Genomic DNA, 15,854 nt, shown 5'->3' with positions numbered 1-15,854 from the left:
CTGGGAGTTGTCGTGTCTGGCCACAGGACATGGCTCCGCATCCATGGTCCCGCGGGCGGGGAGGCACGGCAATCCGGAACCGCCGGCGCCCATTGCCGCCCATTTCACCCCGGTACCGGGGAACGATCTACCTACGGACGCCGTCGCCAACTAGCCTGTGGGCCCACGGGAGGGGAATCGAGACATGGAACGACTGGGTGCCGCCGATCCGTTACGGATCGGGCCCTACGCCCTGGCCGGAAGGCTGGGCGCGGGTGGCATGGGGGAGGTGTACCTCGGCCGGTCCGCCGGCGGCCGGACGGTGGCAGTGAAGGTCGTACGGCCCGACCTGGCGCGGGACACGGCCTTCCGGGACCGGTTCCGGCGTGAGGTCGCGGCGGCCCGGCGGGTGTCGGGCGCCTTCACGGCCCCGGTGGTGGACGCCGACACGGACGCCGAAGTCCCGTGGATGGCGACCTCGTTCGTCGTCGGCCTCTCGCTGCACTCGGCGGTCGCCGCCCACGGCCCGCTGCCCGAGGACGCGTTGCGGATGCTGACGGCCGGGCTCGCGGAGGCCCTGGTGTCGGTGCACGGCGCGGGGGTGATCCACCGGGACCTGAAGCCGGCGAACGTCCTGCTGGCCCTGGACGGGCCGCACGTGATCGACTTCGGCATCGCCCGCGCCACCGACGGGACGGCCCTCACCTCCACCGGGTCGGTGATCGGCTCGGCGCCCTACATGTCGCCGGAGCAGGCGCTGGGGCAGCACCTCACCCCGGCGAGCGACGTGTTCTCCCTCGCCTCCACGGTCGCCTTCGCCGCGAGCGGCACGAGCCCCTTCGGGGACGGCGCGGGAGCCGCCGTCCTGTTCCGGGTGGTCCACACCGAACCGGGCCTGGCCGCCCTCCCCGCGAGCCTGCGGCCACTGATCGAGCGGTGCCTCGCCAAGGACCCCGCCGACCGCCCCGCCCCGCGCGAGGTGATCGCGTACGTCGAGCAGGGCGAGCGCCCCCGCGCCTCGGCCGGGTGGCTCCCCGAGCCGGTCGCGGCGGACGTCCTCGCCCTGCGTGCGGTGCTCACGGCGCTGCCCGGGCCGGACCCCGCGGAGGCGCCCACCGCCGCCCTCGCACCCCCCGCGCCGACCATGCCGCTCACCGGCCCGACGCAGGTCCTCCCCGGCGGCTCCGGGACGGCGCCGGACGGGGCCTTACCGGGCGGCGGCCCGAGCCGCCGCAAGCTGCTCCTCGGCCTGGCCGGCGGGACGCTCGCCGCCGCCGGCGGGGGGACCGTGTGGGCACTGAACCGGGACACCGCCCGGGGAGCCGGCGGGCCGCCCCGCCCGTCGGGGGACGCCATCCCGGAGGCGAAGCTGGCCTGGCAGGTGCGCCAGCCCGGCGGCAGCACCCAGGTGCTCTCCGCGAACGGGGTCGTCGCGTGCGTGTCCCTCCAGCAGATCTGGGGGGTCGACGAGCAGGGCCGCCCCAAGTGGACGGTGAACGGCAAGGACCACGGCCTCACCTTCTCCGGCACGGGCCCCTACCCGGCGCGGGTGGCCGCCCTGGACGGCGGCCGCCTCCACGTGGGCGGCACCACCGGCATCCAGCTGACCGACCCGAAGTCCCCTCCCAGGACCGCCGTCCTCAGCGTGGGCCTGGCCGACGGCAAGGACCCCTGGAAGGCCACCCTGAACGAGGTGGGCGGCATGGGCGTCTCCGGCTTCTGCGGCATCCGCGACGGCCGCGCCCACGTGATCTCCATGGCCTACCAGGAGGGCGGTGTGGCCGCACAGTTCGGCGTGTGGGCGCTCGACCTCGGCTCGCGCGGCACCGCCTGGTACCACCCCGCGGAGGCGCTGCCCCTGTTCTGGGCCCTGCCGCACACGGGCGGCGGCGCCCTGTACGCGAGTTCGGAGAAACTGGTCGCGCTCGACGCGAAGGGCGCCATCGCGTGGACGAAGCGGTTCAAGCCCTTCACGGTCGCCGCCGCGAGCCGGCACTTCGTCCTCGTCGACGAGAAGGGCGCGATGTCCGCCCTGGAACCCGCGACGGGCGAGCAGGCGTGGAAGGCGGCCGCGGGCCTCGTCGGCGGGTCCGTGCGGGGCGACGGCATCGCCACCGACGAACAGGGCAGCGTCCTGTACGCCCTGTGGCGGGACAAGGACGGCGGCTGCTCCCTGTCCGCCGTGGAGTCCGCGACCGGCAAGACCAGGTGGAAGGTGCCGCTCCCGGCGGAGCCCAAGGACTCGGCCGCGTTCGGTGCCCGGCTGCTGTACTCCGACGGGAACGTGTACCGGATGGGTGCGGACTGCGTGCTGTGGGCCTTCGACGCCTCGAACGGCAAGTTCCGCTGGAAGTTCACCGGCTGGAAGGGAACCGATCCGCTGAGCCTGGCCTGGACCGCCGGCGACGGCCGGCTCGTCCTGTCCAGCCCGAGCACGTCGACGGTCGCCGCCCTGCACGCGAACGGAGCCTGAAGATGCAGTCGTTGGAACCGCTCGACCCCTCCGACCCGCTGCGGATCGGCCCGTACGAGCTGCTGGGGCGGCTGGGCGCCGGAGGCATGGGCGCGGTGTACCTCGGGCGTTCGGCCGGCGGCCGCACGGTCGCCGTGAAGCTCGTACGCCCGGAGCTGGCCGCCGACGCGGGTTTCCGGGCCCGGTTCCGCGCCGAGGTGACGGCCGCGCGCGCCGTCTCCGGTGCCTTCACCGCCCCGGTCGTCGATGCGGACCCCGACGGTCCGGTGCCCTGGATGGCGACGGCGTTCGTGCCGGGCGTCTCCCTGGGCCGGGCGGTGGCGATCGGCGGCCCGCTGCCCGAGTCGGCGCTGGGCGCGGTCGCGGCCGGGATCGCCGAGGCCCTGGAGTCCATCCACGCGGCCGGGCTGACCCACCGGGACCTCAAGCCGGGCAACGTCCTGCTCGCCCTGGACGGCCCGCACGTCATCGACTTCGGGATCGCGCGGGCCACCGACGGGACGGCCCTGACGGCGACGGGGATGATCCTGGGCACGCCCTCGTACATGTCGCCGGAGCAGGCCACGGGCGCCCCGGTGGGCCCGGCGAGCGACGTGTTCTCGCTGGGGGCGACCCTCGCGTTCGCCGCGCGCGGCTCGGCGGTGTTCGACGGCGGGCGGCCCGTGGACGTCCTCAAGCGGGTGGTAAGGGCGGAGCCGGACCTGTCGGCCGTGCCGGAGGCGCTGCGGCTCCTGGTCTCCGCCTGCCTGTCGAAGGACCCCGCCGACCGGCCCACCCCGCGCCAGGTCGTCGAGTTCGTCGAACGGGTGGCGGCCCCGCGCGCCGCGGGGGCGTGGCTGCCGCCCGCCCTGATCACCGCGATCGAGGAGGCGGCGGCGGTGATGGCACCCGCGGTGACCGCGTCCGCTCCCCCGCCGGCGGTGATGGCACCCGCGGTGACCGCGTCCGCTCCCCCGCCGGCGGCGCTCGCACCGGCGGCCCCGGTCCCGTCGGCTCCGCAGCCCGGAGCCTGGCCCGCGGACCGGCCCGCGGACCGGCCCGCAGACCAGCCCGTCCCGGTGCCCCCGCCCACCGGTCCCAGCCGTCGCCGCCTGCTGCTCGGGGCCGCGGCCGGGACCGTGGTGCTGGCCGGCGGCGGCACCGGGCTGGGGCTGTGGCTCACGCGCGACGGCTCCGGGAAGCCCTCCACCGCCAAGTCCTCCACCCACGCCCTGACCGACCCGGAGCGCCCGCTCGGCACCGAGGTCGCCGCGAGCCCGCTCTGGACGGCTCCGGTCGCCGAACCCCTCGTACAGATCGCGGGAGAGGGCGAGACGGTCCTCGCGCTCAGCTCCAAGAACATCTGGGCCGTCGGCCGGACGGGCGCCCCGGTCTGGGGGCCGCTGCCCAAGCCCGGCGAAGCGGTGTACGGGAACCTCATCGGCAACATCGCGGCCATCGGCGGCGGCCTGATCTTCACCGTCGCACCCGCCGGCACGAGCACGACCACCAAGATCCTGCGGGCCGTCCGCCTCGACACCGGCGCCGAGGCGTGGACCGTCCCCCTGCCGCAGCAGACGGCGGTCGGCGTGTCGGTGCTGGGCATCCTGGACGGGCAGGTCTACGTCTCCGGCCAGACGAGCGTGGTCAGCTTCAACCCCTCCGCGGATCCCAAGGACAGGTACCAGTCCCGCAGCGGACCGTTCGTCTGCGCCGTGGACCCGGCCCAGCGGAAGGTCACCTGGGCCGTGAACATGACGGACCCGGACACGCAGTACAGCCGGGGCAAACTGTTCCTGCCGTCATCCGGTAGCCAGCTCATGTGGGTGAGCGCCAACACCGACGGCAGCGCCGCCAAGATCGCGGGGATCCCGGTCGGCGGCCAGGGCAAGAGCACCTGGGAGCAGCCCGCGCCCGGCGCGGGCGGAGGCATGCTGGAGACCCTCGCCCAGGGCGCCGCCGGCCCCTGGACCGACGGCCCGCACTCCTCGGCCGGCGGCTTCTTCCTCCACGTCACCGACGGCCTCTACGCCATCGACCCCGCCAACGGGCAGGTCGCCTGGCAGTCCCCCAAGGTCCCCTTCAAGACGGTGGTGGCCGCCCCCGACGGAAAGACCGTCTACGCCGCCGGACGCGGAACCGGCCTCAAAGCACTCTCGATCATGGTCTACGCCTTCGACGCGGCCACCGGTGACGTGCGCTGGGCGGGCTCGCTCGAGGGCGGGATCAACATCGGCGGGCTCGGCCTCCAGAGCGCCGACGACACCGCCTACCTGGCAGCGGGCGGCCGGATGTGGGCGCTGAACGCCCAGGACGGCAAGGCCCGCTGGACGTACGAGCTGAACGCGACCGTGACGTACAGCCAGATCCCGTTCTGGGCGGGCGGCGGGCGGGTGTACGGCATGGGCACGAAGGGGCTGGTGGCGATCAGCGCGACGGGCACGGCCACCTGAACCCCGGGGAGGACGCACCGCCGTGGCAGGCCCTGTGGGCGTCAAACCCTCCGGGGGCGGATTTCCCTCCGATGGCCTACCCCGACTGGCCGCATGGGACGGGCGGCCCTCTCATGGACTGGGGGCCCGCCCCCCGCCCGCTCACTCGCAGAAAGGCACGCCCATGTACGAGATGCGCGCCGAGTCCACAGCCGACCGATGCGAACTGATCTGGCACGTCGTTGCCAAGGCCCCGATGGCCGGCACCCTTTGCGGAGGCCTCATCGCACCGGATGCCTTCGCGGCCGGGACCGCGCCGACAGCGGCAACCGAACGCTACTGCGACCCCTGCATGACCGCCTTCGGAACCGCCCTGCAGATGTCGGCCGAACGAGGCGCCCACCCGGAGCCCGCATAGCGACCGGGCGGATCCGCGGCGGCGGGTGTGGGGCGGCCCGCCCCGGGTAGGCGCCCGGCATGGTCTTCCGACACCCGGCCGCGAAGAGCGGGGACCGGGGGCAGGCCGGCCGCTTCGGGAAGCTCGCCGAGCTGGCCTCCAATTTCACGAGCTCCGCCACCTTCTCCCTCTTCTGCGTGGCGCTGGTGGCCGCTTTCGTGGTCGTCCACGTCCTGGGCCTGCCCAACGAGTGGCAGCACCTCGTCGGCGACTCGATCGGCGCGGTGTCCCTGCTGCTGCTGGCCTTGCTGAAGAACGCCGAGCGACGCGCCGAGCACGCCATCCAGCGCAAGCTCGACGCCATCGCAGCGGCCCTCCTGGAGCAGCAGGAGGGCAAGCAGGGCGAGGCCCACGAGGACCTGGAGTCCGCGATCCGGATGGAGGAGCGGCTCTAGGGGACGTCCCCCGGGCCGGCGTCACATCTGTACGGCGACGGCGACCAGCAGGGCGGCAACGCCCACCGTCAGCCAGGCCAGGTAGTCACCGAGCAGTCCCGAGTGCAGGCGGCGCAGCGGCAGCAGCACGGCGGCCGTGCCCCTGCGGAGCGCCGCGCCGCCCAGGCCGCCCACCGCGGCCCCCGCCAGCAGGCACGCCATGGCCGTGGAGGCCAGGCCCAGTCCCACGCCCCACCCGGTCCACTCCATGGCCACGGCCGCCCCGCCCCCGGCGGGGCGGGCCGCCGGGTGGAGGCCGCCCGCGGCGGCTGCGTACCCGGCCCGGTCGGTGAACAGCTCCGCGCCGTGCCCCAGGCTCTCGGCCACGGCCGGAACCGTGCCGACGAGCAGGCCCAGCACCAGCAGCACGGCCGGGACGGCCACCATCGGCGGGCTCGGCGACCGGCGCGGAGCCCGGACCTCCGGCTCCTCGGCCTCGCCCGTGGTCTCGGCGTCCCGCGGGCTCGGGGGCGGCGGCTGCCCCGCGCCCCGGAAGATACGGGCCGCGGCCCGGAGCAGGGTGGCGCCCGTCACCGCGGAGGTCAGCAGGAACACCGGGGCCAGCAGGGGACCCGCCGCCTCCTCGCCGAGCGCCTTGCCCAGGCCGGCTCCGAAGGGCGGCAGACCGGCCAGCACCAGGGCGCCCAGGACGAAGAGCGCGCCGACGACCCGGTGCTCGCGCGCCCGGCCGTGGAGTCCGCGCTCGTCCACGGAGCCGTACTGGTCGAGCAGGACCCCGGTCAGGCCGAACAGCGCCGCCTTCGCACAGCCGTGCCCGGCCACGTACACGGCCGTGGCGCCGGTGCCGGCCGGGCTGAGCAGGGCCACGCCGACGAGGAACAGCCCGACGTGGCTGACGGTGGAGAAGGCCAGCATCCGCTTCAGGTGACGCTGCGGCCAGCACATGAGCGCGCCCAGCAGGGCGGTCACCACGCCGACCGTGACGAGGGTGGTCCGGAAGGCGGGCTGCGGGATCCCGCCGGGCCCGGCGAACACGGCCCAGTACACGCGGGCGGTCCCGTACACCCCCAGCTCGACCATCACCCCGGACATGAGCATGCACACCGGGGTCGGGGCGACGGCATGCGCGTCGGGCAGCCAGAAGTGGAAGGGCGCCGCCGCGGCCTTCACCAGGAAGGCGGTGATCACGAGGACGAAGGCGACCACCGTCAGGGCGTCCGCCTGCTCCCCGGCGAGCCGCTCCCCGAGCCGGGCGAGATTGAGCTCGCCCGTACGGGCGTACAGCAGCGCGATGCCCAGGAGGCAGCCGTACGCGGCGAAGGAGGTGACGATCCCGAAGGTGAGGGCGCCCTGCAGCGGCCTCGGGTCCTCGATGCGGTAGCCGGTCAGCGCATACGCGGCCACGCTCATCAGCTCGAAGAAGACGAAGGCGTTGAACAGGTCGGAGGTGAGGGCGAAGCCGACCATGCCCGCCTCGAAGAGCAGGATCAGCGCGGGGAACACCCCGGCCCGGTCCCCGGACGGTTCGTCGAAGTACCGCCACGAATAGACGATCACGGCGAGGACCAGCACCGAGGCGAGCAGCGCCAGTCCGGTGCCGAGCGGGTCCGCCGTCAGGACGATGCCGATCCGCGCGGGTTGTCCGCCCAGCCGGACGCTCGCGCGGTCGGCGGTGTGCGGCCACACCAGCACGAGGCAGCCGGCGCCGGCTCCGGCGGTCGCGGTGGCGAGCAGGTCGCAGCCGAGGCGCGGCAGCCACCTGCCGGCCACGGCGAGCAGGGCGGCTCCGATCAGCGGGATCGCCACGGCCAGGGGCAGGAGGGCCCGGACTGCCATGCCGTCAGCCCCGGAGCGCGGTGAGCGCCTGCGGGTCGACGGTGCCGTGGCGCTTGCGCAGTTGGATGGTGAGGGCGAGCAGCAGGGCGGTCACGGTGGCCCCCACCACGATGTCCGTCAGGGTCAGGGCCTGCACGACGGGGTCCACGACCGGGCGGCTGCCGGGCGCGAGGTCTCCGTAGACGGGGGCGGTGGCCCCGCGCCGGTATCCGACGCCCAGCAGCATCAGGTACGTGGAGGACTGGGCGACGGCGAGACAGCCGACGGCGTGGATGAGGTTGCGGCTGGTGACCAGGCCGTACAGCGCGATGAGCAGGACCCATCCGGCGGCCAGGAACGGCAGGGCGCCCATCAGTCGGCCTTCTCCTGTCGGTCGGGGGCGGGCCGGTCGGCCGATTGCCGGCCGCCCGGCTCGGTGATCTCCACGGCCTGGTCGAGGAAGTGGGCGAGCAGCACGATCAGCCCGGAGCCGACCTCGATGCCGACGGCGAGGTTGAAGAGCGGGACGAGCCCTCCCGAGGTGATCTCGTTGAACGCTCCCAGCGGCAGGACGTTCTCCAGGTAGGCGCCGCCGGCCGCGAGGCCGGCCAGTCCGAGCGCGGCGAAGGACATCGCCGCGAGCGCGTCCGTGACGTCGAGCGCGGCGAGCGGCCGCACCCGTTCCAGGACCTGGTAGTCGGCGGCGAGATAGGCCAGGTGCAGGGCGGTGGCCAGGACCACGCCGCCCTGGAAGCCGCCGCCGGGGGTGAGCTGTCCGTGCGCCACCACGTACACGCCGACGGCCAGGGCGACGGGCAGCAGGACGGCACCGAACAGCCGGGTGGTGGGCAGGGCCCGCTCGGCGCGGGGCGGGGTCTTGCGCTCGTCGCGCGCCAGCCGCAGGAGCAGGGTGGAGCCGAGGACGGTGACGAAGAGGATCGACTCCTCGCCGAGGGTGTCGAGGGCGCGGAGGTCGAAGTTGACCGAGGAGACGACGTTGGCCGTGTGGTGGGCCAGCGCGGCTTCCACGGCGCGGTCGCCGTAGGGGTGGCTGTCGGTGCCGAAGGCGGGCAGGTCCAGGCAGGCTGCGGCGAAGAAGGCGGCGAGCACGGCGCCTGCGGAGCCGAGGAGCAGCCCCCGGGTGCGGTCCCTCACCGCCGGTCCCGCCGAGCGGTACGGTCTGCCGGACGGCCGCCGTCTCCGGGCTCACGGCGGACCTTGCGCGCGGTCAGCAGGATCAGCAGCGGGGTGAGCGCCGTCCCGACCGCCAGCTGCGACAGTGCCACGTCGGGGGCCTGGAGCACGAGGAAGAGCAGGGTTAGCGCGAGGCCGAGAACGGCGAGTGCCACGGCCTGCCGTACGGGCTCGCGGCACAGCGCGGCCAGGGTGGCCGCCACGACGACGAGCAGCAGGGCGAGGGCGATCAGCGCGTCATCCATGCGGGGCCCGCTCCTCCCGCCGCGCGCGCGGCGGCTCCCGCTCCTCCGCCGTGGCCTTGGTGACGGCAATGGTGGTGACGGTCCCGCCGACGGCGAGGAGCAGCCCGACGAGGAGCGTCTTCACGGCTGCCCGGCCGGGCCCCTGCTCCAGGGCCACGGCACAGGCGATCAGCGGTACGCCGAGCCCGTTGGCGGGGGCCAGCGCGTGCAGGCGTTCCAGGCCGGGGCGCAGCAGGGCGAGGGCCGCCGCGCTGATGAGGACGCAGCCGACGCCGGCCCACAGCAGCACCGTGGAGAGGACGGGTGCGAGGGCCATCTCAGCCCTCCCCGGAGGGCGGGCGGGCGCCGGCGAAGCGGGTGAAGACCAGCACCCCGGCCGGGGAGAGCACGGCGAACACGAGGGCGAGGTCCTGGTACGAGGAGCGGTCGAAGGCCATGGGCAGCAGCAGGAGGACCGCGCCGGTCACCGTGCCGGCCAGGCACAGTCCGGCGAGCCGGCGCACCGCGCTGCCCCGGGCGGCCGCCCACAGGCATGCGGGCCAGGCGCCGCCGAGCAGGACCAGCGCGGCGGCCGACCACGTGCCGGCGGGTACGGCGCTCACCGCGTGTCCTCCGGGCGGGCCACCGCTCGCTCCGGCCCGCCCGGAGAGTCCCTGAAGGTGTGCACGACGGCCTCCGCGGGCCCGCCGGGCGGATCGCGCGGTTCGGACAGGTCGACGACGCAGGTGTCGGCGGACCACCCGAGGGCCGCTCCCGCCCATCCCGGATCGGCTCCTCCGCGCAGCCGGACGCGCCGGATCCGGCCCTCGCGCCCCGCCGGCCGGGCCATCACCCGTACGAGGGTGCCGAGGCCGGCGACGGCGGCGAAGGGCAGGGCCGCGCAGGTGCGCAGCGCTCCGGACGCCCCGCGCACCCGCACCCCGGCAGCGCGCCGCATCCGGACGGCCACCGCGGCCGCGCCGGCCGCCGCGGCGCCGGCCACGAGCAGTTCGACGGGGTCGACGGCGCTGATCGACACCAGGGCGATGCCCGTGAGGGCCGCCCACCACACGAGGAACTCGACCACCGCGCCACGCACCCGGACGCCTCCCCTCACTCGGGCCGCCCCGGGCCCGCGGACACGGATTCCACCCCTGCCGTTTCCACCCCTGCCGTCAGCAGATCCTCGGCAGCTGCTCCCCGAGCGGCAGGTCGACCACCCGCGTGCCGCCCAGGCCTGTGCGGGCCACGACCATGCCGGGGTGGGCCTCGACCGCCTCGCCGATCACGGCGGCGCGCCGGCCCAGCGGGTGGGCGTGCATCGCGTCGAGTACGGCTTCGGCGTGTTCGCGGGGTACGAACGCCACCAGCTTGCCCTCGTTGGCCACGTAGAAGGGGTCGAGGCCGAGGATCGCGCAGGCGTTGGCGACGGCGTCGGGCACCGGTACCCGGCCCTCGTGGACCGCGACGCCGGTGCCGGAGGCGGCCGCGATCTCGTTCAGGGCGGCGGCCAGGCCCCCGCGGGTGGGGTCGCGCAGGACGTGCAGGTCCGGGGTGACCGCGAGCATCGCCTGCACCAGCCCGCCGAGCGGCGCGCAGTCGCTCTCGATCTCCACCCCGAAACCGAGGCCCTCGCGGACGCTCATGATCGCGACGCCGTGCAGTCCGATCTCGCCGCTGACGATGACGACGTCGCCGGGGACGACGCGCTGCGGGCGCAGGTCCACTCCGTCGGGGATCAGCCCGATGCCGGCGGTGTTGACGTAGATGCCGTCGCCGTGGCCGGCTTCCACGACCTTGGTGTCGCCGGTCGCCACCTCGACGCCGGCGGCGCGGGCGGCCGCGCCGATCGCCTCGGCGGTCCTGGCCACCACCGAGATCTCGACGCCCTCCTCCAGGATGAATCCGCAGGACAGGTAGGCGGCCCGGGCTCCGCTCATGGCCAGGTCGTTGACGGTGCCGTTGACCGCGAGGTCCCCGATGCTGCCGCCGGGGAAGAACAGCGGCCGCACCACGTACGAGTCGGTGGAGAAGGCCAGCCGGGCCCCGCCGAGGGTGAGCGCGGCCGAGTCGCCGAGCTGGGCGAGCACCTCCCCGCCGAACGCGGGGGCGAAGACGTGGCGGACGAGTTCGGCGGACAGCACGCCGCCGCCGCCGTGGCCCATCACCACGCGGGGCCGGTCGCGCAGCGGGGCGGGGCAGGTCCAGCCCGTGAGGTCCGGGGCGGACGCGCGGTCCAGTGCGGTCTCAGACAACGGGGGTCGCCTCCAGCGGTGCGGTCTTGGCGGTGGGGATCTCCAGTCGCCGGTAGAGGTAGTACGCGGCGCAGGCGCCCTCGCTGGAGACCATGGTGGCGCCGAGCGGGTTGCGCGGGGTGCAGGTGGTGCCGAAGGCCTCGCACTGGTGCGGTTTGAGCAGGCCCTGGAGCACCTCGCCGCTGCGGCACTCGGCGGGCTCCCGCGTGGTGATGCCGGACACGGAGAAGCGGTGCTCGGCGTCGAACTCCCGGTACCGGTCGGAGAGCCGCCACCCGCTGTCCGGGATGACCCCGATCCCGCGCCAGGCGCGGTCGGTGACCTCGAAGACGTCCTCCAGCATGGCGAGGGCGGCCGGGTTCCCCTCGGACCGGACGGCGCGTGCGTAGGCGTTGTCGACGGTGTGCTCGCCGCGCTCCAGCTGGTGCACGGCCCGGCGTACGCCCTCGAGGATGTCGAGCGGTTCGAAGCCGGTCACCACGATCGGAACGCGGTGGCGGGCGGCCAGTTCGGGGTACTCGGCCGTGCCCATCACGCTGCACACGTGCCCGGCGGCCAGGAAGGCCTGCACCCGGCAGCTCGGGGAGTTCATGATCGCCTCGATCGCCGGGGGGACCCGGACGTGGGAGACGAGCAGGCTGAAGTTCGGGATGCCGAGCTTCTTCGCCTGATACACCGTCATGGCGTTGGGCGGCGCGGTGGTTTCGAAGCCGATGCCGAAGAACACCACCTCCCGCTCTGGGTTCCGCCGCGCGATCCGCAGGGCGTCGAGCGGGGAGTACACGACCCGTACGTCGCCGCCCTCGCTGCGCACCTGGAAGAGGTCGCGGCCGGTCCCGGGTACGCGGAGCATGTCGCCGAACGAGCAGAAGACGACCCCGGGGCGGGAGGCGATCTCCAGGGCCTTGTCGATGACCTCCAGCGGGGTCACGCACACCGGGCAGCCCGGCCCGTGGATCAACTCCACCTGTTCGGGCAGCAGTTGGTCGATGCCGTGCCGGATGATGGTGTGGGTCTGGCCCCCGCACACCTCCATCAGCGCCCACGGCCGGGTCACGGTGGCGTGGATGTCGTCGAGCAGCCGGCGGGCGAGGGCCGGGTCCTGGAACTCGTCGATGTACTTCACTGCTGCGCCGCCTCCTGCGGGACGTCTTCCGGGTCGTCGGTGAAGGGCCAGGGCTCGCCGCCGGCCTCGGTGGCGAGTTCCCAGGGGTCGCCGAACTCCTCCTGGAGCATGCCGAGCTGGGCGAACAGTTCGAGGGTCCGCATGGCCGACTCCTCGTCCAGGCGTTGCAGGGCGAACCCGACGTGGACGATGGCGTACTCCCCGACCTGGAGGTCCGGCAGGTACTCCAGGCACACCTCCTTGACCACACCGCCGAAGTCGACGGTGGCCATGCGGGTGCCGTCCTGCTCTCCGATGTCAATCACTCTGCCGGGTACCGCCAGACACATGGGCCTCTCCTCGCTGTGGGTGTTCCGTGGCAGGTCTCCCGGTCGCGGTGGCTGCCACGGCCGCCGCCACCATGAGCTGGCCGAGCGCCAGTCCCCCGTCGTTCGGGGGGACCCGGTGGTGGCGCAGTACGGTGAAGCCGTGCTCCCGCAGCAGCCGCGAACAGGCCGACGAGAGCAGCGTGTTGGCGAACACCCCGCCGGTCAGTGCCACGGTGTCGAGGCCGTGCCGTTCGCGCGCCGAGACGCAGAGCGCGCCGACGAGCGCGGCCACCGCGGCGTGGAACCGGGCGGCGACCAGCGGTGGCGCGACACCCGCGCGCACGTCGGCCACCACGGCGGTCAGCAGCGGGCCCGGGTCGGCCGTGACGGGGTCCGCCGTGCCGGGCGCCGGGTGGCGCAGGGTGAAGCGGTAGGAGGGATCCGGGGCCCCGGCGAGGGCGGCCGCCTCCAGTTCGACGGCGGCCTGCGCCTCGTATCCGGCGTGGTGGCAGACGCCGGCCAGCGAGGAGACGGCGTCGAAGAGGCGCCCCATGCTGGAGGTGGGCGCGCAGTTCAGGTCCCGCTCCAACTGCCGTCGCAGCACGCGCAGTTCGTCGGGCGGGCAGGCCGCCACGGGCGGCAGGTCCGGGGTCCAGTCGATGCCCGCCGCCCACAGGTGCGCCAGCGCCATGCGGTAGGGGCGCCGCACGGCGGCGTCACCGCCGGGGAGGGGCACGTAGGCGAGGTGCGCGAAGCGGGTGTGGCCGGTGTAGTCGGCGAGCAGGGTCTCGCCGCCCCACACCGCGCCGTCGTCGCCGTACCCGGTGCCGTCGAAGGCGATGCCGATCACCCGGCGGCTGCCGTCCAGTCCGTGTTCGGCCATGGCCGAGGCGATGTGCGCGTGGTGGTGCTGGACGCGGACCAGCGGCCGGGATCCCGCCCGCCGCCCGGCCCACTGCGTGGAGCGGTAGCCGGGGTGCCGGTCGACGGCGAGCAGCGCCGGCGTCACGCCGGTGATCGACTCCAGCTGCCGCTCGGCGCGTTCGAAGACCTCCTGGGTGGCCAGGTCGTCCATGTCGCCGATGTGAGCGGAGAGCCAGGCCTTGCGGCCCTCGCCGAGGCAGAAGGCGTTCTTGAGGTCTCCCCCGGCGGCGAGCGTCGCCGGCACGGGCAGCGGCAGGGTCAGCGGCATCGGGGCGTGGCCCCGCGAGCGGCGCACGGTCAGCGGTTCGCCGTCGCAGACGCGCACCACGGTGTCGTCGCACGGCACGTGGATGGGCCGGTCGTGGGTGAGCCAGGCGTCGGCGAGCCCGCCGAGGCGCTCCAGGGCCTCGGCGTCGTCGGTGACGATGGGTTCGCCCGACAGGTTGCCGCTGGTCATCACGAGCAGCCGCGGGCCCGGCGGGTCGCCGGGGAGTCCGAGCAGCAGGTGGTGCACGGGCGTGTACGGGAGCATCACCCCGAGGTCGGGGCAGCGCGGGGCGACCCCGTCAAGGGCCGCGCCGGTCCCCGCCGCCGGACGGCGGCGCAGCAGCACGATGGGCCGGGCCGGCCCGGTGAGCAGGGCCCGTTCGGCCGCGTCGAGGTGGACGAGGGACTCGACGTCGGTGAGGTCGCGGGCCATCAGGGCGAACGGCTTGTCCCCCCGGGCCTTGCGGCGCCGCAGCTCGGCCACGGCGGCCGGCCGGGTGGCGTCACAGGCCAGGTGGTAGCCGCCGAGGCCCTTGACCGCGAGGATCGCCCCCTCGGCCAGGAGCCGGCGGGCCTCCGCCACCGGGTCGGCGCCCGCGGCCCCGACCGCCGGCTCGTACGGCGGCGCCCCGGCGAGGAGCCGCAGCCGGGGCCCGCAGTCCGGGCACGCCACCGGCTGGGCGTGGAAGCGCCGGTCGGCCGGATCGGCGTACTCCCGGGCGCAGTCGGGGCACATCGGGAAGCGGGCCATCGTGGTGTGCGCCCGGTCGTAGGGCAGCCCGGTGACGATGGTGAAGCGGGGCCCGCAGTGGGTGCAGGTGATGAAGGGGTGCCGGTGGCGCCGGTCGGCCGGGTCGGCCAGCTCGGCGAGGCAGTCGGCGCAGGTGGCCACGTCCGGGGAGACGAGCGTGCGGGCGGGTCCGCCGGAGCGGGAGGCGACGATGGTGAAGCCGGCCCCGCCGGCGACCGGGAGTTCGCAGTGGTCGACGGTGTCCACGACGGCCAGCGGCGGGGCGTCCGCCGCGAGGCGCTCGCAGAAGGCGGACACGGCCGCGGGCGCCCCCTCGACCTCGGCGACGACGCCCTCGGGGGTGTTGGTGACGTGCCCGGCGAGGCCGAGTCCCGTCGCGCGGGTGTAGACGTACGGGCGGAAGCCGACGCCCTGCACCACGCCGCGGACGAGGATCCGGCGCCGCTGGACGGCCTCCATCAGCGGCCCTGTGCCACGGCGGCGCGGCCATCGTGCTCGTGGTGCTCGTGGTGCGCGTCGTGCCCGTGGTGCTCGTGGTGCGCGTCGTGCCCGTCGTGCTCGTGGTGATGCCGGTGGTGAGCGTGGGGCTGCTGGGCCATGACCGGCGCGTGCACCGCACCACCGTCGCCGACCGCCAGCGCCCGGTCCAGCAGTGCCCCCGCCCCCTCGCCCGCACGGGCCGAGGTCAGCACCACCTCCACCCCGGGATTGACCTGCTGCACGTGCGCGCGGAAGGCGGCCTCGTCGAACTCCACGGCCCGGGCGATGTCCGTCTTGGTCACCACGACCAGGTGGGCCAGCCCGAACGCCGTCGGGTACTTCAGCGGCTTGTCCTCGCCCTCCGTCACCGAGGCCAGTACGACGCGCAGGGACTCCCCCAGGTCGTAGGAGGCCGGGCAGACGAGGTTGCCGACGTTCTCCACGAACAGCAACCGGGTGTCGGCGGGCAGCCAGCCGTCCAGGTGCCGTCCCAGCATCCCGGCCTCCAGGTGGCACAGCCCGTCGGTGAGCACCTGCTTGACCGGGGCGCCCGAACGCGCCAGCCGCACGGCGTCGTTCTCGGTGGCCAGGTCCGCGGTCAGCGCGGCGACGGCCACTCCCCGCTGCCGGGCGAGCAGCAGCTCGCGCTCCAGAAGTGCCGTCTTCCCGCTGCCGGGACTGGAGAGCAGGTTGACAACGGTCGTTCCGCGGGCGGTGAGTTCGGTGCGCAGCACCTGTGCCGCGTGCTCGTTCTTGGCGAGCACCGCCTGCTGCAGGTCGACCACTCGGCACATG

16 protein-coding genes are annotated in these 15,854 nt (G+C 74.8%); 4 read left to right on the top strand and 12 right to left on the bottom strand.

The window, feature by feature from the left end:
- The first annotated feature begins 184 nt into the window (after positions 1–184).
- The 4 genes from ACFTXQ_RS00385 to ACFTXQ_RS00370 all read left to right on the top strand — a co-directional run bounded on the left by ACFTXQ_RS00385 (position 185) and on the right by ACFTXQ_RS00370 (position 5,715).
- Complete coding sequence (locus ACFTXQ_RS00385) at positions 185–2,452, top strand: protein kinase (RefSeq protein WP_382634163.1); 2,268 nt, start codon at positions 185–187, stop codon at positions 2,450–2,452.
- Between the two features lie 2 nt (positions 2,453–2,454).
- Entirely contained in the window at positions 2,455–4,884 is a 2,430-nt protein-coding gene (locus ACFTXQ_RS00380; protein ID WP_382634161.1) for a protein kinase, read from the top strand.
- Between the two features lie 163 nt (positions 4,885–5,047).
- Positions 5,048–5,281: a hypothetical protein gene (locus ACFTXQ_RS00375; RefSeq protein ID WP_382634159.1), complete on the top strand. Its 234-nt coding sequence runs from the start codon at positions 5,048–5,050 to the stop codon at positions 5,279–5,281.
- A 59-nt stretch (positions 5,282–5,340) separates the two neighbouring features.
- Positions 5,341–5,715: a hypothetical protein gene (locus ACFTXQ_RS00370; RefSeq protein WP_382634156.1), complete on the top strand. Its 375-nt coding sequence runs from the start codon at positions 5,341–5,343 to the stop codon at positions 5,713–5,715.
- A 21-nt stretch (positions 5,716–5,736) separates the two neighbouring features.
- Here the strand turns inward: ACFTXQ_RS00370 and ACFTXQ_RS00365 are convergent, their stop codons facing one another.
- The 12 genes from ACFTXQ_RS00365 to hypB all read right to left on the bottom strand — a co-directional run bounded on the left by ACFTXQ_RS00365 (position 5,737) and on the right by hypB (position 15,853).
- Complete coding sequence (locus ACFTXQ_RS00365; RefSeq protein ID WP_382634153.1) at positions 5,737–7,551, bottom strand: complex I subunit 5 family protein; 1,815 nt, start codon at positions 7,549–7,551, stop codon at positions 5,737–5,739.
- 4 nt (positions 7,552–7,555) lie between these two features.
- Complete coding sequence (locus ACFTXQ_RS00360) at positions 7,556–7,903, bottom strand: sodium:proton antiporter (protein WP_382634152.1); 348 nt, start codon at positions 7,901–7,903, stop codon at positions 7,556–7,558.
- On the bottom strand, positions 7,903–8,685 hold the full coding sequence (locus ACFTXQ_RS00355) for an MnhB domain-containing protein (RefSeq protein ID WP_382634149.1): 783 nt from the start codon (positions 8,683–8,685) through the stop codon (positions 7,903–7,905). Before ACFTXQ_RS00355 ends, ACFTXQ_RS00360 begins: the two co-directional genes overlap by 1 nt.
- Positions 8,682–8,969 carry a Na(+)/H(+) antiporter subunit B gene (locus ACFTXQ_RS00350; RefSeq protein WP_382634147.1) on the bottom strand — a complete coding sequence of 96 codons (288 nt, stop codon included), beginning with the start codon at positions 8,967–8,969 and terminating at the stop codon, positions 8,682–8,684. Before ACFTXQ_RS00350 ends, ACFTXQ_RS00355 begins: the two co-directional genes overlap by 4 nt.
- Positions 8,962–9,285 (bottom strand): monovalent cation/H(+) antiporter subunit G, encoded by a 324-nt coding sequence (locus ACFTXQ_RS00345; protein ID WP_382634144.1) that lies wholly within the window; start codon positions 9,283–9,285, stop codon positions 8,962–8,964. Before ACFTXQ_RS00345 ends, ACFTXQ_RS00350 begins: the two co-directional genes overlap by 8 nt.
- 1 nt (position 9,286) lies before the next feature.
- A complete protein-coding gene (locus tag ACFTXQ_RS00340; protein ID WP_382634141.1) occupies positions 9,287–9,571 on the bottom strand; it encodes a monovalent cation/H+ antiporter complex subunit F in 285 nt (94 codons plus the stop codon).
- Positions 9,568–10,047, bottom strand: a complete 480-nt coding sequence (locus ACFTXQ_RS00335; protein WP_382634140.1) for a hypothetical protein — start codon at positions 10,045–10,047, stop codon at positions 9,568–9,570. Before ACFTXQ_RS00335 ends, ACFTXQ_RS00340 begins: the two co-directional genes overlap by 4 nt.
- A 76-nt stretch (positions 10,048–10,123) precedes the next feature.
- The gene (gene hypE / locus ACFTXQ_RS00330; protein ID WP_382634138.1) at positions 10,124–11,203 is read right to left on the bottom strand and encodes a hydrogenase expression/formation protein HypE; all 1,080 of its coding nucleotides are present in this window, start codon (positions 11,201–11,203) and stop codon (positions 10,124–10,126) included.
- The gene (gene hypD, locus ACFTXQ_RS00325) at positions 11,196–12,329 is read right to left on the bottom strand and encodes a hydrogenase formation protein HypD (protein WP_382634136.1); all 1,134 of its coding nucleotides are present in this window, start codon (positions 12,327–12,329) and stop codon (positions 11,196–11,198) included. Before hypD ends, hypE begins: the two co-directional genes overlap by 8 nt.
- On the bottom strand, positions 12,326–12,658 hold the full coding sequence (locus ACFTXQ_RS00320; RefSeq protein WP_382634133.1) for a HypC/HybG/HupF family hydrogenase formation chaperone: 333 nt from the start codon (positions 12,656–12,658) through the stop codon (positions 12,326–12,328). Before ACFTXQ_RS00320 ends, hypD begins: the two co-directional genes overlap by 4 nt.
- Positions 12,627–15,038, bottom strand: a complete 2,412-nt coding sequence (gene hypF / locus ACFTXQ_RS00315) for a carbamoyltransferase HypF (RefSeq protein WP_382634131.1) — start codon at positions 15,036–15,038, stop codon at positions 12,627–12,629. The genes ACFTXQ_RS00320 and hypF overlap by 32 nt, the downstream gene beginning before the upstream one ends.
- Positions 15,038–15,853 (bottom strand): hydrogenase nickel incorporation protein HypB, encoded by an 816-nt coding sequence (gene hypB, locus ACFTXQ_RS00310; protein WP_382634128.1) that lies wholly within the window; start codon positions 15,851–15,853, stop codon positions 15,038–15,040. The genes hypF and hypB overlap by 1 nt, the downstream gene beginning before the upstream one ends.
- Position 15,854 lies beyond the last annotated feature (1 nt).

Origin of the sequence: Streptomyces sp. NPDC057010, assembly GCF_042673805.1 — a bacterium.
Taxonomy (GTDB): Bacteria; Actinomycetota; Actinomycetes; order Streptomycetales; family Streptomycetaceae; genus Streptomyces.
This window is presented reverse-complemented; position numbering and strand designations above follow the sequence as displayed.